At 43.8% G+C, this 24,521-nt stretch carries 11 protein-coding genes; 5 read left to right on the forward strand and 6 right to left on the reverse strand.

From position 1 onward, the window contains the following. Nucleotides 1-211: 211 nt before the first annotated feature. The 5 genes from AC21OG_RS01890 to AC21OG_RS01910 all read right to left on the reverse strand — a co-directional run bounded on the left by AC21OG_RS01890 (nt 212) and on the right by AC21OG_RS01910 (nt 15,126). On the reverse strand, nt 212-8,911 hold the full coding sequence (locus AC21OG_RS01890; RefSeq protein ID WP_491185054.1) for a transferrin-binding protein-like solute binding protein: 8,700 nt from the start codon (nt 8,909-8,911) through the stop codon (nt 212-214). 207 nt (nt 8,912-9,118) lie between these two features. After that, on the reverse strand, nt 9,119-11,089 hold the full coding sequence (locus AC21OG_RS01895; RefSeq protein ID WP_487377422.1) for a transferrin-binding protein-like solute binding protein: 1,971 nt from the start codon (nt 11,087-11,089) through the stop codon (nt 9,119-9,121). 179 nt (nt 11,090-11,268) lie between these two features. Then, entirely contained in the window at nt 11,269-12,669 is a 1,401-nt protein-coding gene (locus AC21OG_RS01900) for an OmpP1/FadL family transporter (protein ID WP_487377420.1), read from the reverse strand. Between the two features lie 269 nt (nt 12,670-12,938). After that, nucleotides 12,939-14,312 carry an OmpP1/FadL family transporter gene (locus AC21OG_RS01905; RefSeq protein ID WP_487377418.1) on the reverse strand — a complete coding sequence of 458 codons (1,374 nt, stop codon included), beginning with the start codon at nt 14,310-14,312 and terminating at the stop codon, nt 12,939-12,941. Nucleotides 14,313-14,865: 553 nt separating this feature from the next. Next, the gene (locus AC21OG_RS01910; RefSeq protein WP_487377417.1) at nt 14,866-15,126 is read right to left on the reverse strand and encodes a SlyX family protein; all 261 of its coding nucleotides are present in this window, start codon (nt 15,124-15,126) and stop codon (nt 14,866-14,868) included. A gap of 334 nt (nt 15,127-15,460) precedes the next feature. Here AC21OG_RS01910 and AC21OG_RS01915 point away from each other — a divergent pair, with 334 nt between their 5' ends. Continuing rightward, complete coding sequence (locus AC21OG_RS01915; RefSeq protein ID WP_487377416.1) at nt 15,461-17,419, forward strand: ATP-binding cassette domain-containing protein; 1,959 nt, start codon at nt 15,461-15,463, stop codon at nt 17,417-17,419. Between the two features lie 238 nt (nt 17,420-17,657). Continuing rightward, nucleotides 17,658-18,644, forward strand: a complete 987-nt coding sequence (locus AC21OG_RS01920; protein WP_487377437.1) for an LpxL/LpxP family acyltransferase — start codon at nt 17,658-17,660, stop codon at nt 18,642-18,644. Between the two features lie 264 nt (nt 18,645-18,908). Here AC21OG_RS01920 and AC21OG_RS01925 read toward each other — a convergent pair whose 3' ends face one another. Continuing rightward, entirely contained in the window at nt 18,909-20,783 is a 1,875-nt protein-coding gene (locus AC21OG_RS01925) for a calcium-binding protein (RefSeq protein WP_487377415.1), read from the reverse strand. Nucleotides 20,784-21,168: 385 nt separating this feature from the next. On the opposite strand from AC21OG_RS01925, the gene trpS reads away from it, so the two are divergent. The 3 genes from trpS (at nt 21,169) to scpB (ending at nt 24,083) form a co-directional block, all read left to right on the forward strand. Next, nucleotides 21,169-22,263, forward strand: a complete 1,095-nt coding sequence (gene trpS / locus AC21OG_RS01930) for a tryptophan--tRNA ligase (protein ID WP_487377413.1) — start codon at nt 21,169-21,171, stop codon at nt 22,261-22,263. Between the two features lie 74 nt (nt 22,264-22,337). Further along, on the forward strand, nt 22,338-23,324 hold the full coding sequence (locus AC21OG_RS01935; protein WP_487377436.1) for a segregation and condensation protein A: 987 nt from the start codon (nt 22,338-22,340) through the stop codon (nt 23,322-23,324). 168 nt (nt 23,325-23,492) lie between these two features. Then, nucleotides 23,493-24,083, forward strand: coding sequence for an SMC-Scp complex subunit ScpB (gene scpB, locus AC21OG_RS01940; RefSeq protein ID WP_487377411.1), 591 nt, complete (start codon nt 23,493-23,495; stop codon nt 24,081-24,083). Nucleotides 24,084-24,521: the final 438 nt, after the last annotated feature.

Consider the following 24,521-nt stretch of genomic DNA (forward strand, 5'->3'; position numbering starts at 1 on the left):
CAAATATTCCGTATTTATAACTGATTGAAATGCTAAAAAAGTTGTCAGTGATTATAAACTAGCATTTAAGTTATTAAAATAATATGTTTATTTATTTAAACATATATTATTAATAATTACGGATTAACTATAAAGTAATATTAACTTTATTGTTTAAAAAAAGCGCCCTAAGGCGCTTTTTTATTTAAAACTTAATCAACTTTGGATGCTATTACTGCTTTTCAGCGCCAAAGGTACCTTGGAACTTGGTACCAGTACCTGCAACAGTACCTTTACCACCTTCAACGGATGCATCTTGGTAAATTCCCCCTAAGAAGGCGGCATCTTCACCATAGAAACCACCGGCAGCATCGATACCATTTACATTACCTGCAAATGTATTGCCATCAATGGTCGCTTCAATGCCAATCTTATTACCTTCAGGCATATATTTGAAGTTACCATCAAAGGCAAGCTCACCAGCTACCGAGTTATTGACAAAGTCAACGTCAAAACTAGAGGTACCATTAACTGGAGCAGTACTAGTATTGTCATCCAAATGAATATTCTCGATATAAGTTGCTACACCGGTGTACTGTGCTTTACCCTCATTCACTTGTTTTAAATAGTCAATATCAGCTTGATTGGTCAGATACCCTTCAACATAGACATTTGTCGCTCTAGAAACATCTCCAACAAGGGAGTTAAAGTTTCCATATACGTGTCCAATCTGCATCTGCTGGTCAAAGTTTTCATACACTGAAGTATACTCATATGTTGGGTTAGAACTCCCTTTACCAGCATCTACTTTAATTTCTCCAGATCTTTGTAAGGACACTTTTATAGGTTCAAGTACACTTGAAGGTTGAACCATATCGCCTCGAACAACCCCATCACTAAAGCTCTTGAAATTATCGCCTTGACGATTATCTACTGGAACTTCTGCTCCATTTTCAACAGTGGTTGACGTAAATTCAGACTTATCATCTCGAATTGCGACATAGCCTATTGCATTATCAAGCTCACCAAGACCAAAGGGTAGGGTCTTCTCTTTACTACTTAACGTAGTTGATTGGAAACCTGTCATTTCTTCATCAGGAGCTACGACTGGATTAACTGGATCAGTTGGGTTTGTTGGGTCGACTGGGTCTACAGGATCAACCGGGTCTACAGGATCCGGTGTTGATTTTTCAGCACCATAAGTTCCTTTACCAGTATCATCACTATACACACCACCTAATAGTGCGGCGTCATCACCATAGAATCCACCTTTAGTATCTACACCATTCCAACTGCCAGAAAATTTATTGCCAGATATCTCAGCTTTAATATCTTTAGTACTAGCACCTGAGAAAGTTAACTCACCATCTACCTGCTGATCTACAAAATCAACATCAAACTCAGACTTACCTAAAAGAGGACCATCTATGTTTGAATTCTCAAGATACGTAGCAACACCTTCATATTTGACCTTTCCATCATTGATATTATTATCAATATTGTATTGGGACAACTCTTTCATATAAGCCATATCAGCTGAACTGGTTGACTTACCTTGTGCATAGACCGTTGAAAGCTTTCCATCAGCATACAAAGCTCTATCAATAGTTCCGTAAACATGACCAATTTGAAGCTCTTCATTAAAGTTGTTATAAACTGAGGTATAGCTCATGTCACGATCATAGTCTATACCTGCCTCACCTTTACCCTTAACAACAACTTCTCCAGAATGAGACTTAAAGCCACTGTCACTTGTTCCATAATTACTATCAGAAGCTTCATTGCGGATAATTAAATCAACTGGTTCAGTGGCATAATTAGTATCGAGTTCATCAACACGACTGGTAAGAACATCAAAGCTACTTGAAGCATTGTTAACAATGTCCCCTCGTTTGGCTGCATTATATCCGTCAATATTATTACTCTGAACACCAGTAATAGTATTTGAAGCAGCAGTATCAGGATTAACTGGCGCTGGTGGAGTCTCTAACTCAGCTGCAAGAGCTTCTTCTGCAGCTTTAGCCCTAGCTTCTGCTTCTTCCTTAGCAAGTATAGCTTCATCTCTAGCTTGCTCGGCCTCAGTTGTGGCTACTTGAGCTGCTGCTGCTTCAGTTTTAGCAGCTTCAGCTTCAGCTTTAGCGGCGTCAACTTCAGCTTGAGCAGCTTCTACAGCGGCATCAGCTTCAGCTTTTGCTTCACCAATAGCTTGAGCAGCTGCAACCTTCTCAGCTGCAAGAGCTTGTTCAGCTGCTACCTGTGCCTGCTCGGCAGCTTCTTGTGCTTGTTCTGCAGCTTCTTGTGCAGCTTTGGCTGTCGCAGCGGCTTCTATTGCAGCGGCTTCTGCAGCTTCGGCTGCTTCGGCTCTTTCAATAGCGGCCGCTAGACCACCGTCTCCACCTTCACCTGCATTGGCTAGTGCTTCTTGTGCAGCTTCTAAGGCCGCTTGGGCTTGATCAGCATCTGCTTGGGCTTTGGTTACCGCAGCTTGTGCCTCTTCTACTCTCGCTTGTTCTGCTGCTAGTGCTGCTTGACTGGCCTCTGCTGCCGCTGCCGCTTCTGATGCTGCTTGCTCTGCTGCGGTTTGAGTGTCAGATTTGGCACCATAGGTTCCTTGAGCACCGTTGCCTTCGTAGACACCGCCTAGGTACTGGGAGTCACCACCGTAGAATCCACCTTCGGTTGCGTAGCCTGCATTGTCATCGGCACTGCCTGAGAATTGGTTGCCCTCTATACCTGCGGTTAAACCAATGTTACCTGCTTGGTTAAAGCTTAGGCTGCCGTCTAGTGTCTTAGCGACAAAGTCTGCGGTGAATACTGAGGTTCCGAATTCTATGTCATTACCTATGCCTAGCTCACGATAGGTCGCATCACCTGTGTATCCTGCTGTACCTTCTGTTGGTACGTTTGCAGCGACGGTGGCGTTACCGACAACCGCAGTACCATCAACAGGAATCTTTGTATCGCTTAGACTAGCAGTACCGTCAATATGACCAATAAGCATATCATCACTATAGTTTTTATAAATTGATGTATACACCAGTGGCAATACACCTAAGTCTGTAGCGATTTCAGTATTATCTTCATGACTCATAAAGCCATTAGCCAGTTCGGTATCACCCTCTCCAGTTATAACCACATCAACGACAGGTAGTAGATCATCAGAAGCTATATCAGCTCGCGCTTGAAGGCTATCGTCAGCTATCTCAAAATCACGTGTAGTTGTAATAAAGTCACCTAAGAGACCTGTTACTGATGCGCCTACATTGATAGTCTGCACACCAGATTTATCAGCTTCAGGCGCATTCTTAATAGCGGCCGCTTCTGCTGTTGTAGCGGCTTCGGCTTCGGCTTGCTCTGTTTCGACAACTAAGGCTTCTGCTGCTGCTATAGCCTCCTGTGATGCTTGTTCTGCTGCGCTCACTTGGGCAAGTGCTTCTTGTAATGCCTCCTCTTTGCGGGCTACTGCCGCTTCTAAGGCATCTGTATTACCACCGCCTGCAGCTAATGCATCAGCCAGCTCCTGCTCAGCTTCTGCTAATGCCGCTTGTGCGGCTGCTAAGTCCGCTTTAGCTTGGTCTGCTTCAGCTTGTGCATTCTCAGCTTTTTCTTTTTCAGAAGCGGCTTGTTGTTTGGCAGCTTCTGCTTCAGCTTGGGCTGCAGCTGCTTGTTGCTGTGCTTGTTCAGCACTTGCATTGGCTTGGGCTATAGCAGCGTCTGCTTCAGCTTTTGCTGCTGCTGCTTCATTTTTAGCGGCCTCTGCTTCAGCTTTAGCATCGTCAACTTCAGCTTGTGCGGCTTCTACAGCGGCATCAGCTTCGGCTTTGGCTTCTCCAATGGCTTTGTCTGCAGCTTCTTGTGCGGCAACTAGTGCGGCTTCCGCTGATTGTTGAGCAGACTTCGCTGCAGCTTCTGCTTCTTGCGCTTTTGCGGCTGCCTCTTCGGCTGCGGCTTGCGCTTCTTCTGCGGCGGCGGCTCTGGCTAGTGCCGCTGCTAGTCCACCGTCGCCACCTTCACCTGCATTCGCTAAGGCTTCTTCTGCTTTTGCTAAGGCTTCTTGTGCTTTGACTGCTTCTTCTTGGGCTTTGTCCGCTGCCGCTTTGGCTTCTTCTGCTCTCGCTTGTTCTGCTGCTAGTGCTGCTTGACTGGCCTCTGCTGCCGCTGCCGCTTCTGCTGCTGCTTGCTCTGCTGCGGTTTGAGTGTCAGATTTGGCGCCATAGGTTCCTTGAGCGCCATTGCCTTCGTAGACACCGCCTAGGTACTGGGCATCGCCACCGTAGAATCCACCTTCGGTTGCGTAGCCTGCATTGTCATCGGCACTGCCTGAGAATTGGTTGCCGTTAATACCTGCGGTTAAGCCAATACTACCTGCTTGGTTAAAGCTTAAGGTGCCGTCTAGTGTCTTAGCAACAAAGTCTGCGGTGAATACTGAGCTACCAAATTCAATGGCATTGCCAATCCCCATCTTGCGATACGTCGCATCACCTGTGTATCCTGCTGTACCTTCTGTTGGTACGTTCTCAGCAACTGTGGCGTTACCTATTACGGCTGCTCCGTTTACGGGTAGTGCACTGTCTCCTAAAGCTGCTGAACCATCAATATGACCAATACGCATGTCATCGCTATAGTCTTTGTAGATTGAGCTATAGGTTAGTGGTAAGTCTGCTTTGATTGGAGCGGTGATTGATATAAGGGCTTCACCGTCGTATTGCTTGAAGCCGTTACTTACTTCGGCATCATTGTCTGATGAGGTGGTAATCTCTACTGCGGGTAGTAGATTGTCTGATGCCACATCTGATCTTGCTTGAACACTGGTGTCATCCGCTGCAAAGTCACGTGTTGTTGTGTTGAAGGTACCAAGTGGCCCTGCGTTAACGTTTAAGGTCTGTACGCCAGATTTGTCTGCTTCTGGAGCGTTCTTGATCGCTGCCGCTTCTGCTGTGTCTGTTGCTGCTTGTAATGCAGCTTGGGTTGCTTCTTCTTCAGCTTGGGCTGCGGCTTCTGCTGCTTCTGCGGCTTGTTGGGCTTGGGTTGCTGAGCTTTGTGCGGCTTCAAGGGCGGCGGCTCTGCGATCTACTTCTGCTTGTAATGCTTCTGTATTGCCACCACCAGCGGCTAAGGCGTCTGCTAGTGCTTGCTCAGCTTCTGCTAATGCCGCTTGTGCGTCGGCTAAGTCCGCTTTAGCTTGATCTGCTTCGGCCTGTGCATTCTCAGCTTTTTCTTTTTCAGCAGCGACTTGTGCTTGTGCTGTCTGAGCTGCTTGCTGGGCAGCGGTAGCTTGTGCTTCGGCTTGTTCCGCTTTGGTGTTCGCTTGCGCTATGGCTGTCTCAGCGTCTTCCTTAGCTTTTTCAGCTTCTGCTTTGGCAGCGCTCACTTGCGCTTGTGCGTCTGCGGCTTGCTGTTTTGCAGCATCGGCCTCAGCTTGTGCAGCTTCTACAGCGGCGTCAGCTTCGGCTTTGGCTTCTCCAATGGCTTTGTCTGCAGCTTCTTGTGCGGCAACTAGTGCGGCTTCCGCTGATTGTTGAGCAGACTTCGCTGCAGCTTCTGCTTCTTGCGCTTTTGCGGCTGCCTCTTCGGCTGCGGCTTGCGCTTCTTCTGCGGCGGCGGCTCTGGCTAGTGCCGCTGCTAGTCCACCGTCGCCACCTTCACCTGCATTCGCTAAGGCTTCTTCTGCTTTTGCTAAGGCTTCTTGTGCTTTGACTGCTTCTTCTTGGGCTTTGTCCGCTGCCGCTTTGGCTTCTTCTGCTCTCGCTTGTTCTGCTGCTAGTGCTGCTTGACTGGCCTCTGCTGCCGCTGCCGCTTCTGCTGCTGCTTGCTCTGCTGCGGTTTGAGTGTCAGATTTGGCGCCATAGGTTCCTTGAGCGCCATTGCCTTCGTAGACACCGCCTAGGTACTGGGCATCGCCACCGTAGAATCCACCTTCGGTTGCGTAGCCTGCATTGTCATCGGCACTGCCTGAGAATTGGTTGCCGTTAATACCTGCGGTTAAGCCAATACTACCTGCTTGGTTAAAGCTTAAGGTGCCGTCTAGTGTCTTAGCAACAAAGTCTGCGGTGAATACTGAGCTACCAAATTCAATGGCATTGCCAATCCCCATCTTGCGATACGTCGCATCACCTGTGTATCCTGCTGTACCTTCTGTTGGTACGTTCTCAGCAACTGTGGCGTTACCTATTACGGCTGCTCCGTTTACGGGTAGTGCACTGTCTCCTAAAGCTGCTGAACCATCAATGTGACCAATACGCATGTCATCGCTATAGTCTTTGTAGATTGAGCTATAGGTTAGTGGTAAGTCTGCTTTGATTGGAGCGGTGATTGATATAAGGGCTTCACCGTCGTATTGCTTGAAGCCGTTACTTACTTCGGCATCATTGTCTGATGAGGTGGTAATCTCTACTGCGGGTAGTAGATTGTCTGATGCCACATCTGATCTTGCTTGAACACTGGTGTCATCCGCTGCAAAGTCACGTGTTGTTGTGTTGAAGGTACCAAGTGGCCCTGCGTTAACGTTTAAGGTCTGTACGCCAGATTTGTCTGCTTCTGGAGCGTTCTTGATCGCTGCCGCTTCTGCTGTGTCTGTTGCTGCTTGTAATGCAGCTTGGGTGGCCTCTTCTTCAGCTTGGGCTGCGGCTTCTGCTGCTTCTGCGGCTTGTTGGGCTTGGGTTGCTGAGCTTTGTGCGGCTTCAAGGGCGGCGGCTCTGCGATCTACTTCTGCTTGTAATGCTTCTGTATTGCCACCACCAGCGGCTAAGGCGTCTGCTAGTGCTTGCTCAGCTTCTGCTAATGCCGCTTGTGCGTCGGCTAAGTCCGCTTTAGCTTGATCTGCTTCGGCCTGTGCATTCTCAGCTTTTTCTTTTTCAGCAGCGACTTGTGCTTGTGCTGTCTGAGCTGCTTGCTGGGCAGCGGTAGCTTGTGCTTCGGCTTGTTCCGCTTTGGTGTTCGCTTGCGCTATGGCTGTCTCAGCGTCTTCCTTAGCTTTTTCAGCTTCTGCTTTGGCAGCGCTCACTTGCGCTTGTGCGTCTGCGGCTTGCTGTTTTGCAGCATCGGCCTCAGCTTGTGCAGCTTCTACAGCGGCGTCAGCTTCGGCTTTGGCTTCTCCAATGGCTTTGTCTGCAGCTTCTTGTGCGGCAACTAGTGCGGCTTCCGCTGATTGTTGAGCAGACTTCGCTGCAGCTTCTGCTTCTTGCGCTTTTGCGGCTGCCTCTTCGGCTGCGGCTTGCGCTTCTTCTGCGGCGGCGGCTCTGGCTAGTGCCGCTGCTAGTCCACCGTCGCCACCTTCACCTGCATTCGCTAAGGCTTCTTCTGCTTTTGCTAAGGCTTCTTGTGCTTTGACTGCTTCTTCTTGGGCTTTGTCCGCTGCCGCTTTGGCTTCTTCTGCTCTCGCTTGTTCTGCTGCTAGTGCTGCTTGACTGGCCTCTGCTGCCGCTGCCGCTTCTGCTGCTGCTTGCTCTGCTGCGGTTTGAGTGTCAGATTTGGCGCCATAGGTTCCTTGAGCGCCATTGCCTTCGTAGACACCGCCTAGGTACTGGGCATCGCCACCGTAGAATCCACCTTCGGTTGCGTAGCCTGCATTGTCATCGGCACTGCCTGAGAATTGGTTGCCGTTAATACCTGCGGTTAAGCCAATACTACCTGCTTGGTTAAAGCTTAAGGTGCCGTCTAGTGTCTTAGCAACAAAGTCTGCGGTGAATACTGAGCTACCAAATTCAATGGCATTGCCAATCCCCATCTTGCGATACGTCGCATCACCTGTGTATCCTGCTGTACCTTCTGTTGGTACGTTCTCAGCAACTGTGGCGTTACCTATTACGGCTGCTCCGTTTACGGGTAGTGCACTGTCTCCTAAAGCTGCTGAACCATCAATGTGACCAATACGCATGTCATCGCTATAGTCTTTGTAGATTGAGCTATAGGTTAGTGGTAAGTCTGCTTTGATTGGAGCGGTGATTGATATAAGGGCTTCACCGTCGTATTGCTTGAAGCCGTTACTTACTTCGGCATCATTGTCTGATGAGGTGGTAATCTCTACTGCGGGTAGTAGATTGTCTGATGCCACATCTGATCTTGCTTGAACACTGGTGTCATCCGCTGCAAAGTCACGTGTTGTTGTGTTGAAGGTACCAAGTGGCCCTGCGTTAACGTTTAAGGTCTGTACGCCAGATTTGTCTGCTTCTGGAGCGTTCTTGATCGCTGCCGCTTCTGCTGTGTCTGTTGCTGCTTGTAATGCAGCTTGGGTGGCCTCTTCTTCAGCTTGGGCTGCGGCTTCTGCTGCTTCTGCGGCTTGTTGGGCTTGGGTTGCTGAGCTCTGTGCGGCTTCAAGGGCGGCGGCTCTGCGATCTACTTCTGCTTGTAATGCTTCTGTATTGCCACCACCAGCGGCTAAGGCGTCTGCTAATGCTTGCTCAGCTTCTGCTAATGCCGCTTGTGCGTCTGCTAAGTCAGACTTAGCCTTCTCTGCTTCGGCTTGTGCACTCTCAGCTTTTGCTTTTTCAGCAGCGGCTTGTTCTTTGGCAGCAGCGGCTTCAGCTTTTGCAGCAGCGGCTTCAGCTTTGGCTTGCTCAAGTTCAGCACTGTTGTCACCACCTCCTGTATCGCCACCTCCTGTATCGCCACCTCCTGTATCGCCACCTCCTGTATCGCCACCGCCTGTGTCACCACCGCCTGTATCACCGCCGCCTGTATCACCGCCGCCTGTATCACCACCTCCTGTATCGCCACCTCCTGTATCACCGCCGCCTGTATCGCCACCTCCTGTGTCACCACTATTAGGTATGTCAGTAGTCGGTGCATTATAGGATTTAGTTGTAGAGCCATTCGTTCCACAAGCGGCCAAAATGACAGACGTTAAGAGCACAACACTGGCTTTTAACGGGGTTTTTAATTGATTTGATTTAGATATAGAATTTGATGAAATAATTTTATGATGAGACGACATTTGTCTTCCTCCATGAAGCGTATGAGATAATCCATTATGACAACATTTATAAAAAAAGCTTATCTTAATAATAGGTTTAGATAATTACAAATATTATTATAAAAGTCAACAAGTCAAAAATATTTACTAACATAATAGTTATGGTTCAAATAGTAAAAAGCGCTTTAAAGCGCTTTTTATTTAGAACTTAATGGACTTTGGATAATATTACTGCTTTTCAGCGCCAAAGGTACCTTGGAAGGTGGTGCCAGTACCTGGTATTGTACCTTTACCACCTTCAACGGACGCATCTTGGTAAATACCACCTAAGAAAGCGGCATCTTCGCCATAGAAGGCACCGGCAGTATCGATACCATTTACATTACCAGCAAATGTATTGCCATCAATGGTCGCTATAATAACAATCTTATTACCTTCAGGCATATATTTGAAGTTACCATCAAAGGCAAGCTCACCAGCTACTGAGTTATTCACGAAGTCAACGTCAAAACTTGAAGTACCATTAACGGGTTCAAATCCTACACCGTCACCTAAATGAATGTTCTCAATATAAGTCGCTTTACCTATGTATTGCGCCTTACCTTCATTTACTTGCTTTAAGTAGTCAATATCTGCTTGATTGGTTAAGTGACCTTGTACATACACGTTGGCAACACGAGATAAGTCACCGACGAAACCTGAATTAATCACGCCATAAACATGACCTAATTGCACTTGAGTATCAAAGCTTTCATAAACCGTCTTATAGTTAAAGTTCGGGTTCAGAGCTTCTTTACCTGCTTCAACAGTGACACTCCCTTCATCCTTCAATGAAACTTCAAGTGGTTTTTGTACACTGGTCGGTTGTACCATATCTCCTCGAACGACACCATTATCGAAACTTTGGAAGTTATCTCCTTGACGATTGTCAACTGGTACTTCAGAACCATTTTCTGTCTTGGTTTCTGTATAGTCTGATTTATCATCACGGATGGCAACATATCCTATAGCATCATCTAGAACTACATTGGCAATTGCAATATTCTTTGCCACACTACTTAATGAGGTAGATTGGAAACCCGTTAATTCAGAATCTGGTGCTACATCAGGATTAACAGGTTCATTTGGATCAGTCGGCTCTGCTGGATCAACTGGTTGTACTGGATCAGTTGGCCCATCATTATCTTTTTCTGCGCCATAAGTACCTTGAGCACCATTACCAGCATAAACGCCGCCTATGAAGTTAGCGTCTGCACCATAGAATGAACCTTCAGTATTGTACCCTGCATTATCTGCAGCTGCGCCTGAAAACTCATTATCATTGATATTCGCTTTTAGATTAATGTCTCCAACTGTATCAAATGATAATTTACCATCAACTTGCTTTTGTACGAAGTCTGCGGTGAATACTGAGCTACCAAATTCAATGGCATTGCCAATCCCCATCTTGCGATACGTCGCATCACCTGTGTATCCTGCTGTACCTTCTGTTGGTACGTTCTCAGCGACTGTGGCGTTACCTATTACGGCTGCTCCGTTTACGGGTAGTGCACTGTCTCCTAAAGCTGCTGAACCATCAATGTGACCAATACGCATGTCATCGCTATAGTCTTTGTAGATTGAGCTATAGGTTAGTGGTAAGTCTGCTTTGATTGGACTGGTGATTGATATAAGGGCTTCACCGTCGTATTGCTTGAAGCCGTTACTTACTTCGGCATCATTGTCTGATGAGGTGGTGATCTCTACTGCGGGTAGTAGGTTGTCTGATGCCACATCTGATCTTGCTTGAACACTAGTGTCATCCGCTGCAAAGTCACGTGTTGTCGTGTTGAAGGTACCAAGTAGCCCTGCGTTAACGTTTAAGGTCTGTACGCCAGTTTTATTAGGTTCTGGCTCAGGTTCTGGCTCAGGTTCTGGCTCAGGTTCTGGCTCAGGTTCTGGCTCAGGTTCTGGCTCAGGTTCTAGCTCAGGTTCTGGCTCAGGATTCGGTTCAGGGCTCGGTTCAGGACTTGGTGTCGGATTTGAATCCCCAACCGTTTCAGAGTTACCAAACACATCAGACATATCATATGAAGTAGAGCCGCTAGAGGCACAAGATGCAAGGATAACCGATGTTAAAAGTACAACGCTGGCTTTTAAGGGGGTATTTAATTTTTGAATAGATGAGTTGGTATTGACTGAATTGTCATTAGACAACATTAGACTTCCTCCATGAAAGATGTGAATAATCCATTATTTACGTAAGTATTATTAAATGATAACTGCCTATACAAAGCTTAAATCATATCAATCTAAACTTTATATTTTCAGATTTAGCTATTAAGAACATTAATTAATGCCCTTAACTTTTGAAAGTTTAAAATCAAATCAATTAGAGATTACAGGCTTTGATATGAGAGCTTAACACCAGCAATAAAACCATCATTATCTTCAAACTTACTCACAACACTACCATTTGGCAACTGCCCTGTAGCATCACCAAACTTAAGATACTTACCGCCAGCTGAAACAGCCCATTCAGGCGTGACATTGTATTTTAAACCGCCGCCAATACTATAATATCCATCAACAGTACCTAAAGAGCTTGCTGGATCTCCAGTACCAGAATCCCATCCGACAACCACAGATCCGGCTAGCTTGTCATTAAAACGTTTTGCTAACCCTATATCAACTCTCCATTGATCATCTTTATATTCTATTAAAGGTAAACCCTCTGCAACTGCCCCTTTCGAATAAGCATTGTAGAGAGGTAAATCAATTCTGAAATCGCTCCAAGGTATCCAACGAACATCCAAAGTACCTAATAACTGATGCTTCGCACTTAGGCCAGTTTGAAAATTAAAGTTAACGGACTCTGGTGTTGTAACCGTCGCTTCAGTAATAGCTTCAGGCCCAATATTAGCGGCAAGAGTAGGTGAAATGGGGTTATCAGGATGTAAGTTATTATACTGACCAACATAAACATTTTTAATAAGGGAATTATCAAGTGCAGGCATTAATTCTGATAGTGACGTCTCATGATCAATTTCTGAGCGATAAGTTAAGTTCGCTTTTAAAGCAATCTCAGGCTTACTATATCCTAAACCTGCAACCCAGCCCCACGCATCATCATTATTAGCATTAGCTTCATATCCGGTTAAGGGACCATAAGCCTGACCACGCAGATTCACTTGTGCTTCTGCTTTTTGTAGGACTGGACCACCAAATACCTGGAGACCACTATCTGTTTTAAACCCAATTAAGCCTGTCCATGACTCAGTATGTAAACGAACCTTTGTATGTGTACTATAATCAGGGTCGTCGGCAGTGGCTGAGTTAAGAATATCAGTCGGTACAACCAGAGGACCACCATTAGGACCACCAGTAGCACTGATTAGACTTTGAGTGCCTGGCTGAGAGGTAAACTTACTCTCGCCCTTATATTCAGCTTCCGCACCATAAGGCTCGTCATAAAATACACCGACACTTATATTATCATTAACGTCAGTTTTTACACCATAACGCATAAAAGTATATGGGTCATCTGTAACATTTCCAGTGGGATCACCTTTTTTATAGCTTGCTTCATCTGAGGTAATACCATAAGGGTTAGCGCCGTTGTCATGGCCAGAAACATCGGTATCAATATAGGCATAGTCAATTTCTGCGTAAGTCCCTGGATTAAAGAAGCCTTTAATATCTTGACCCGAGCGATCAATGCCTGAAGCGTACGATAATGAAGCAATGGGAAGAGTTAGTAGTGCTAAGGTGAGCCTAGAAATAGGGAAATTTTGCGACATGTGGAATCCTCCATGAATATAATTTCTCCCGAAAATCCGTCCTAAAACAGATTTAATGACGAGAGTATCTGGCAGTCCATTACCAAATGAGTTAATACGTTAAAATATTTATAAATTAAATTACAAATATGTATGATATGTTAATTCTTGTAATAAGCATAAATAAAGTCGCTAGTTATAGCAACTACTGTTTTAAGTTTTTCTTAAATAAATAAAAAAACAGCCAAATGGCTGTTTTTTTAAAAAAAAGGGTAATACTTTCTAAAAGACTAATTATCCTGATAAGAAATTTGTAAACCTAGTGCATAACCATCATTATCTTTAAAATCACTGACGATATTATCATTAGGAATTTTACCTTTCGCATCACCAAACATTAAGTATTTTCCACCAGCTGAGATCGCCCAGTTCTTATCGAAATTATACTTAGCACCAAGACCAACACTATAATAACCTTCAATAGGTCCTAAAGAAGTTGCAGGATCACCCGCTCCACTGTCCCATCCAACGGTACCCGAAACCGCTAAATTATCAGCTAAACGCTTGCCAAGTCCTAACTCAACTTGCCATTGATCATCTTTATAATCAACTAAATTTAAACCTTTAGGATAAACGCGCTTGGTTGATTCATTATATAGTGGTGGTGTAATAGCAAAATCGCTCCAAGGTACCCAGCGTACTTTTGCTGTTGCTAGCGTCGTTGGGTTAACGCCGGTTTGGAAATCAAAGTTTACTGATTCTGGGGTTGTAATCTTCATATCAGTGGTTTGATTAGGCTCTTGATTAATTCTGGCTAATAACGGCATAGTTTCAGCTGCTGTGACATCATGATCGATCTCAGAACGGTACGTTAAAGCGGCTTTTAGAGCAATTTCAGGTTTGCTATATTGTATACCTGCAATCCAGCCGTAATCGGTATCACGGTTTACATTAAGGTTATAACCGTTTGCCGTTTCATACCCCATTCCTCTTAATTTAACATCTGCTTTAAGACGTTGTGCAACAGGGCCACCGTAAACTTGAAAGTTTTTATTTTGTCCCAGTTTTACACCTAGTAAACCGGTCAAGCTTTCACTACGGACTTCCACCTTAGTTTCTTGACCAATGGTAGACGCTTCTACTTGGGCAGCGCCTAAAACCGCACCAATTTGAGTGGCTTGATCCATTAATTCTTTTGGTGGCGTTCCTCCATTTTGGAGGATCTGTCCAATTTGGTTTCTAACATTGTTATAGGCAGCTTGACCAGCCGCAACGCTCGGAATTTTACCGCCTGAAATATGTTTGACGGTAGCATCTGCATCACCTTTAGCCACAAAGATATTGTCACCTTCGTAGTCCGCAGAAGCGCCCCATGGCTCGTCATACAATACACCAACACTAAACGTGTCATTAATATCAGTTTTAACGCCATAGCGGAAAAAATCATAGTCTTCAGCAATATCATCAATTTTATTACCGTATTTATCTTTACCCGTTACATCTGCATCGATATAAGTATATACGGTCTCAGCATAAGTACCATCTTGTAAGAAGGCAGATATAGTTTGACCAGAGCGATCAAGACCCGCCGCAGAAGCCGTGCTAGCTATTGACAAAACAGTGATTGTGCTTACAAGGGGTTTAATATTAAACAATGGACGCATTGAGTACTCCAAAAATCCATTTATAGGATGACGTTAAGATTAGGAAAGAAAGGTCAGGGGGTATGACTGAAGCAATAGCGAGATAAAGCTATCATTCACGTTACTAGACTTAAAACGTAAAGTAACCACTAGTAAAACAATTATTAATATAGCTGTTACTTTATTACACCATATGTTCAGTTCGTGACAATACTACTCAATCACTAAATAAAATGCAACACTTTGATAATGCTATAAATGTTTTTTAATTTAAACAACGTTAGTTTATATTTAAATTAAGTTTAGAAAAATACAAAATATTCTAGTCTTAAGTCTTAAAGACCATTTATAAGACGCCAATGATAAACATAACGGATATAATAAATATTAGGATCTAATTGAACGTTTAATATATCTAATATACCAGCATCATAAAAGATTAGGTCCAGTGATAATAGAACTCGCCCTAAGAGAGGCTGAACAGACGTTCGCCTAAAACCGTATTGATACGTTTTAGATGAAGAGTGTCGATATAGGGTTCATTCATAGGTTTAAAATATTATTAAATAATTATTTAATAATGAGGTGGCACTTCAGACTCAGCGTCGAAAGGCGCGATGCCAGAGTCACTTTGCTTATTTAACTGTAGATACATCAGTTGTAGTTGACGCTGCATATCTCGTATTTGCTTATCTTGTTTGGTGATAACCACGTCTAAACTATCCACCGTGAGCTCTAAATATGCCACATTAGCTTGTAATTCCGTGAGTTGTTCTTGAAGCGATAGCGGGTTAATTTCAGTATTTAATGGTTTTGGCATTAGGGGTTTTGACATTTTTGACTTCTTATATAAGACAGTTATAGTGACCTTCGTGCAGACTAATTGCAGACTAATAACGGTATTAATCTCTAAAGTATTAAGCTCTAAAATGATACGTTCATACCTTGAAATAGTTTATCAGGCGAATAATTTTAATGGATACGAAATATTGTCAACTCATGAACGGCTAAGTGCATGATATACTGTGCTCAATTTTAACACGTAACTTATTCTTAAAATAACTCTCTTAAAGTAATTCTATCGAGTTGCTAGTATCAATGTCATTATGTATTAACTACAGTAATAATGGGGTACTAGCTCTCTATATAATAATGGTAATCAGAAGTTTATGGCACTAATTAACTTAAAGAACATTCATCTTGCCTTCGGCGTAGCCCCTATCCTTGATGGAATCGATCTTAGCATTGAAGCTGGAGAGCGCGTCTGTCTAATCGGTCGTAATGGAGAAGGCAAATCCACTTTATTCAAATTAATTGATGGCAGAATTACCCCCGATAGTGGCGAAGTCATTGTTAATAGTAGCGTAAAAGTGGCTATGCTTGAACAGGATGTCCCTGAAAGTACAGGTCGTATTCTCGACATCGTCATGGGCGGCGACAAAAAAACGGCTGAACTATTGATTGCCTATAATGAACAAGCGGATGCATGTGCCTCAGGTGATATGAAGGCTTGTGAGGCAATGTCTGACCTCCAACATGATATTGACGCTGCTCATGGCTGGGACTTAGAACGAGAAGCGCGACAAATTCTTACGACTATGGGGCTTGATCCAGAAGATGACTTATCCTCCCTATCTGGTGGCCGAAAACGACGCGTTTTGCTGGCGCGATCCTTGGTTACCAAGCCTGATATCCTACTGCTTGATGAGCCGACCAACCACTTAGACGTGGCGAGTATTGAATGGTTAGAACAGTTCCTAAAAGATTGGCAAGGTCTTACCCTGCTCTTTGTAACCCATGATAGGGCTTTTGTTGATAAGTTAGCTACTCGTATCATTGAGTTAGACCGCGGCAAATTAACCAGTTATGACGTTACTCAAGGGGCTGGCGGATATGCACGTTATCAAGAGCTTAAAGAGCAGCAGCTATTAGCGGAAGAAAAAAACAATGCCAATTTTGATAAAAAACTAGCACAAGAAGAGGTTTGGATTCGCCAAGGTATTAAAGCACGTCGTACTCGTAACGAGGGTCGCGTACGTGAACTACAACAGCTCCGTGAAGAGCGCAAAAGACGCCGCGAGCAAGTAGGTAATGTCAATATTACGATGACTAGCGGTGATAAAAGTGGCAAACTGGTGTGTAAAGTCAAAAATTTACACCTTGAGTATGATGGTGATGTGTTGGTAGATAACTTTAGCACGACCATTATTCGTGGTGATAAGATCGGTATTATTGGTCCAAATGGGGCTGGTAAGACCACACTAATAAAGGCCATTTTGGATGAGTCTGATAATGAAATCATCAAAACTGGCAGTGTCACTATGGGCACCAATCTGAAGATTGCGTTTTTTGACCAACTTCGTGATCAGTTAGACTTAGAAGCCAGTGTCGCTCAAAACGTCTCTGAAGGCTCTGACTTCGTTGATGTTGGCGGTAAAAAGACTCACATCATGAGCTATTTGCAAGACTTCTTATTTGCGCCAGAACGTGCCCGTACGCCTGTTAAAGCCTTATCAGGCGGTGAACGTAATCGTGTTCTTTTAGCAAAACAGTTATTGAAGCCTGCCAACATACTGGTACTCGATGAGCCAACCAATGACTTAGATATGGCCACACTCGAACTATTAGAGGAATCAGTTGCCAGCTTTAATGGTACTATATTACTCATTAGCCATGACCGTGCGTTTATGGATAATGTGGTAACCTCAACCTGGGTGTTTGATAAAAATGACGCCGGTAAGGGTATCGTCAAAGAATACGTGGGTGGCTATCAAGATTATTTGATCCAAAAGCAGCGTGAAAGTGATATAAAACCAAATAACTCTGAGAAAAGTAATACATCTAAAGCCAGAGATAAGTCAAACACGTCTGTCAACAAGAGTAATGACAACATCACCGACACAACACCTAAACGCAAACTTAGTTATAATGAAAAACGCGAGCTTGATGCTCTGCCTGAGCAAATCGCTCAACTTGAACAAGAACAAGCTGAATTACAACTCAAATTAGCGGATGGTAGTTGGTTTACGACAGACTTTGATGCAGCCACGGCCGCCAGCGAGAGACTTGCTGATATTGATGACGCATTAATGCTCAAGCTTGAACGCTGGGATGAATTGGAAAATTAAGATTTCGTAGCAAGCAGCTGACGCTAAATTGTGATGACTGACTATGACAGACTCTATCAATAACCCTAAATTGTCACCTAAGCAGGAATCTAAAAAGATTCCTGTTCACTCTGCAGTACAGAAGTTTAATCCCGAGTCTGCCTCCCTATCACAGTCCGGCAGATCAACTAGGTCAGCAGTTAACCTCTCTGACAACTCATTAAGCTCAGCGCCTAAGCCCGTAGCTATCCCAGAGGGTATGCCAACTATTAGCGAAAATCATAAACAAACCCATAAGGCTAACAAGCAGCCTTTTAAGTTTACCTTCCTACTGCCACAGTACTGGGGCATATGGTTATTTCTTGCTATGTTAATGCCCTTAATATACTTGCCATTACGTTTCCAATTTTGGATAGGAAGGCAACTGGGTATCTTGGTTTATACAGTTGCTAAGAGTCGTCGCAAGGTGACACTTGTCAATCTAGAGCTTGCCTTTCCAGAAAAAATGCCTGAAGAGCGTGAGCGTATGGCAAAGCAGGTCTTCATCAATCAAGGGATCGGGCTTTTTGAGACGCTATGTGCTTGGTATCGTCCTGATGTCTTTACGCGTACCGTATCTATATCAGGCTTACACCACTTAATTGACGCAAAAAATGCAGATAAAGCAGTCTTATTATTAGGCGGTCACTATACGATGCTTGATCTTGGTGGTCGACTATTTACCCAGTTTCTACCCATTGACTGTGTGTATCGTCCTCAAAATAATAAGCTACTAGACTGGCTAATCTATAACGGACGTCGTCAAATCTTTGATGAGCAAATTGATCACCATAATATGAAAAAACTTGTTTCTAGAATTAGAGACGGAAAAATAGTTTGGTATTCTCCCGATCAAGATTATGGCTTAAAGCACGGCATTATGGCACCATTTTTTGGCGTACCGGCTGCTACAGTTACCGCCCCTCGACGTCTGGCTCGTCTCGGAAACAAGTCCAATCCTCCCGTTGTTATGGCTCTACACACTTATAGACAAACCCCAGATAAGCTTCGCCGTGGCAGACGGCCTCATTATCATCTCACCATTACACCGCCACTAGACAACTACCCTACTGATGATGAACGGGCTGACGCTACTCGAGTGAATGAGGTCTTAGAAAGCTTAATTCGAACAGATCCCACTCAGTGGATGTGGTTTCACAAACGCTATAAACATGGTGAATCTGGACGAACTGACTATTATAAATAAGATGCTAATATAAAAAGACAGCATCAGTCCGGTTTGCTATACAAGCACCCATCAACTGATCTGTCTTTTATAGTGTAACTTTTCTTGTTTAGTTTAACCTGTTTTTATGTATAACCTATAAATTTTAAAGTCGCTGCTAATTAATCAGCATCGACCCTATATAATTATCATAAAACTATTTAGTTAATGAGATTAAGGACGTTTAACCATATAGTGTCGTGTTAGATAACACCTGATTAAACCTCTGAATTAAATAACACTCTCTTAAATAACAACAGCACAACTTAGCACTTCATCAACTAAGCAATTTTCAACTGTTAATACATAGTCATTGCCAAGCGCCACTGAAACATTGTCACCGTTTTGACTGGTTTTAGTGCTGAGCACACTGACATCACTAAATAGGTCTGATGAGAACTGTAGGATGTCTTTATAACCTGCATCATTGTTGAAGTCTTTGATAACATCATTTCCTGATAGGGCATCGAAAACAAATATATCGTTGCCTACGCCACCGATTAACGTATCATTTCCCGCACCGCCATTAATAATATCATCGCCTTCAGCGCCATAGACACGATCATGACCACCCATCGCCATGATGACATCATCGCCACGTCCTGCATGTAAGATATCGGCCTTGCTAGTACCGGTGACAGTATCGTTACCTTCACGAGCGAAAACAGTTTGACCAGCTAGATCATCATCTCCGATAGTGCCTTCTTCATGATCTAAAAAGCTTTTTTGACCACGTTTAAACCACTTCATAAAGAAACGACTGTCTTGTAAGCCACTGTTAGTGATGTCGTAATTGGAATAATGACTGAATATCTCATTTTGGAAGCTGACAGATTCAACATTATCTGCTTCTACTAAATTTATGCCATCTTTATCGACAAAGAATAAGGTGTCATCGGACATTTTGTACATGTCCCAATCACCACTACGCCCTTCTATTCGCACTTCATCAACGCCAGTATTGCCATCGATATGATCAACACCGATGCCAGCTCTGATAATATCATCACCTTGACCACCATCGATATAATCATAGTTAGTGCCGCCTGCTATTTTATCGCCATACTGAGTGCCAATTAAAAAAGCTGAGGTGCCAAAGTGGCTTGAGCTGGTAGGGGCAGCGTCATCTTCAACCCAAATCATTCCACGATTAATAGAACTTAAATCGGATACAATAACCGTGCTGTCTTGTTTGGTATCTTCATAAAATGAAGAATCAATCACACGAGAAATAGCATCTGTGGTGATACCATTAATATGTGCATACCAACCCGTTGCTATGTTTATAAAAGAGAATGGGCTGACATCCCATATCGGAGACGCGTATACGTCATTATAGAGTACAAAGTTGTCAGTAGAGCTACTAAACTCCTTATCAGGATTAACAAGGCCAGGGTCTGCAGCTTGAATGGCAGATAAAAAATCAGGTTCATTACCTGTCACACGATGCGTCACATCATTTTCATAACCGACGTTTAGGACCACATCACCATTGTCATAAATCGTCGGCACGGCATGCGCAATGAAATCAGAATCGGTAAAAAAGCCATCTACGATATTTTCTCGCTCTGCTGCCAACACATTGGTAACAGATGCCCCCAAGCTATAGCCACTAAATACCACATCAGTAGCATCTAACCCATTATCAAGGGCAAAATCACGCACCATTTCTAAAATAGGCTCATACAGCTCAACACCCTCACGCGTATTCAGATTAAAATAATCAAGTATGTCTGCGAGAGCATTCGTGCCCGCTACATTAAAGTTAATACGGACCAGATCACCAGCCTCATCATACTGACCAAAGATTTTGGCTTGAGGTCCTGGTAATGCCGTGCCACTATACAGACTTGGAATCGTAAAATAACCGGCATGATCGACACTGTCCGCACTGACGCCAAAATCAGTTGGCGTTAGCTCTTTCCATCCATCGGGTATGCCGACATTGGTTTCATTGGCAAATAAGTCACCCGTAAGTGTACCGAGTAAATTAAGAGCATCAGCACCTGGTATAAAATTAAAAAAGTTAAGCGAATTGGTATATGCAGCCAGTTTACTGGTGTCTTCTACTAGTTTTGTAGATTCTTGAACGGAGTAGTTTTTATAGTCGAACATGCCCATAACGTGTATCCTTACGTAGTTGAGGGAGTATGATAATTGAGTTGGTGAAGGAAGAGGTAATAGCTTGGATGCAATAGCGTTTTATCCTTAAGTACGCCATATCACTCAATTATTATGTAAAAATTTCAAATAATCAACTTATAAATTTCATTTAGACTAGGTTAATATCTAAAGTAAGCTATTTGCATTGGGTTTAAAGATGATAAAACCCTCTTATGCTTGATAATTATTGAACTCTCATTCAGAAAAACAACAAAGATTTGATATACTGTTCCATTACATTTTTAGGCACTTATTTATTCGTTGAAATTCGACTATTAACCTGACTCCCTTACCCCCTTATCCATAACAACTCAAATAAGCTATTTTATAAATCGGGAACATTATGAGCCACACTGATACCAATCAAACACAAAAAACCGCAATAGACAGTCAACCTAAACGTATCTTAACCGGAGTTACCACAACAGGTATTCCGCATTTAGGAAATTATGTCGGTGCTATCCGCCCTGCCATACAGTCCTCACACAATAGCCTGAATGACCAAGACCAGTCTTTCTTCTTCTTAGCAGATTATCATGGCATTATTAAATGCTACGACCCTAAGCAAATTCATGAGTCAACCAAAGCCATTGCCGCAACGTGGCTAGCTTGTGGTCTAGACCCAGAAAAGGTTGTATTTTATCGTCAATCAGATGTCCCTGAAATACCAGAGCTTGCATGGGTTTTAAATTGTTCTTGCTCAAAAGGGCTGATGAACCGTGCGCATGCTTATAAAGCGGCGGTTGATGCTAACTTAGAAAAGACCAATGTCGACGCTGACCATAATATTACCATGGGGCTATTTGGCTACCCTGTTTTAATGGCTGCAGATATCTTGATGTTCAATGCCACTCATGTGCCTGTCGGACGTGATCAAATCCAACATATTGAAATGGCGCGTGATATTGCCGGCACCTTCAATCATAAGTACAAAGACTTATTTACCCTACCGTCAGCAGTCGTTGATGATGACATGCCCCTGTTGACAGGTCTTGACGGTCGCAAAATGAGCAAAAGTTATGGCAATACCATTCCTTTATTTGGGGAATACAACCCACAAACAGATCCTGAAAAGCAGCTTCGCAAAGCGGTGATGCAGATTGTCACCAACTCACAAGCCCCAGAAGAACCCAAAGACCCCGATGACTCGGTAATCTTTGAGATTTATAAAGCATTTGCGACCCCTGAAGAAGTTGCCGACTTACGCTCACAGTTTGAAGCCGGTATTGCTTGGGGCGATGCCAAGCAAATCCTATTTGAAAAGATCAATGGCGAAATTGCGCCCTTCCGTGAGCGCTATTTTGAGCTAATGGCCAACCCCAAAGAGCTTGAAGAAATACTACAGATGGGGGCAGATAAGGCTCGCCGCTATAGCCGTAAACAACTGGACAAGACCCGCCGAGCTATTGGTATTAAGCCACTGGCTAAGCTAAAGTAAATGCAGGATGATCATTAGCGACTTCACTCACTTAGATTAAGGTAAATACGGACTTGAATACGCTCTCAGGCAACTTGAAGCAGCAGGCAGAACAGATTGATAGCGACTCTGAATCTACTCCTGCAAACGAGCTTAGCATTCGGATTTATACGACGCCGGTGCAATCATTGCCTGAGGACTTATACATTCCGCCTCAGGCATTTGCTATTTGGCTCGACCAGTTTGAAGGGCCCCTCGATTTTCTGCTGTATTTGGTCAAAAAAAATAACTTTGATATCACCGATACTGCAATCTTGCCCATTACTGAGCAATATCTGGCGTATATAGAAGAGCTTGATGCTGATCACTTTGAGTTGGCAGGCGATTATTTATTGATGGCATCCACTTTGATCGCGATTAAAACGGAACTGTTATTGCCCCTACCCGAAAAGATAGAGGATGAGCGTGACCCGAAAGCCGAGCTGATCTCTCGTCTTGAGGACTATGCACAAATTAAGGAAGCTGCGCGACGTTTAGATAACTTGATACGTTTGGAACGAGATGTATTTTTGGCGATGGCAAGCTTGCCTGACCCTGAGATTATGGCGGCGGAGCTACCCAGCTATCCGGCAACGATGCTGGTTGAAAGCCTCCTTAAAATGCAGCTTAAACCTGATTACCAGATGCACAATATAAAAGTTGACCCTATCCCATTATCAGATCGTATCGCCAGTATTAGCAGGCAATTAAGTGAGCGTGGTGAAGGCAAATTTATTGAGTTGCTTGACTCTAGCCAAGGTCGACTGGGTGTGGTGGTCAGTTTTGTGGCGGTATTAGAATTAATGAAACGACATATTATTGATGTTGTTGATAGTCCGTCATCTAGTGGGCTACAACAAATGAGGCATTTATCAGACCAGAAACCTTCAAATCAGCAATCTTCAGACCAGCAACAAGACATCCCTTCTAATAATAATGAAGCGGAGAAAGACAGTACTACCCTACACTCACTTTCTGATATGATTGACAGCACTGAACCGGCTTATACCTTATCAAGTTTAACTCTAAAATGGGTGGCTTAAGACCGTCGCCTTTGATATTTATGAGCGTTTTAAATATTGGCGTTTCCTATATTTGTATCTCAAGCATTAGGCAATTAAAGACATCAACCGACATTGCCTTAAAACAAATGCCACAACTCAACTCTCCCTTTATTGATGTTTACTTCTACTATGTCTAACGATTTATCTATGTCCAATTCACCAGATCAGACAAGCTCTAAGGCTCCGACAGATTTAACCACTTTTAATCGTTATGACCAATTAAGCCGTCGAATCGAGGTATTGTTACACGCCTCAGAAACCCCGCTGACCGCCGCTCAATTAAAGAAATATTTATCTCTCTCGAAGCAAGAGCTTGAGACAGCTTTGGTCGTGCTACAACAACGCCTGACCACAGGAGTGTTGAGTGTTACTGAATCGGCCAGTGGCTATCGGCTCCAAATTCGCAATGAATACAGCGCCTTGATTCAAGAAGTCTTCCCGCAGCGATTAGAGAATCTAAGCCAAGCACTACTTGAGACCCTTAGCGTTATCGCTTATAAACAGCCCGTAACCCGTAGTGATATCGAGCAAGTGCGCGGCGTAACGGTATCGAGCAACATATTAAGACAGCTGTTTGATAAAGGCTGGATAATGGAAAAGGGCCATCGCGACACGCTAGGTCGCCCTGCCCTTTTGCACACCACGCCTGAATTTTTGGATGCATTTGGTCTTGAAAAACTAGAGGATTTACCGCCTTTACCGGATTTAAATCTAATCAAAGAAAACTTAGACAGCTAAAGTCTCTAGATTAATAAAATAGCTATAGTCAACACTGTATTTCATTCAACAATAGTTATAGCGTGTGGTGAAACGAAGCGTAACCCACGGATTTTTAGATGTCTCTGATAACTCAGGTTTAGCTATAGAAGACGGAACATAATACAGTAGCTAATCCTGCCAACTGCTTGTATCTGCCTAGGCAATGGCGTGCAGACTATTTTGGCTTGAGTCATTGCTGTTACCTCGACACTGCCTCAAGCCACAGTCTGCATCGCCATTGACGTCGTCAGGATACCGCTCATGTCAGGGCTAGCGGTCAGATCGAGCTCTTACAGATAGTTATCGTGGTAATATTTTATTAAAATTCAATATTATGCATGCACCCCTACGCGGGCTTAATAGATATTTCATATGCCATTGGTGCGTGAGACGCACCCTACGATAGCTTGCACGATC

This window comes from Psychrobacter sp. CX5 (assembly GCF_057621535.2).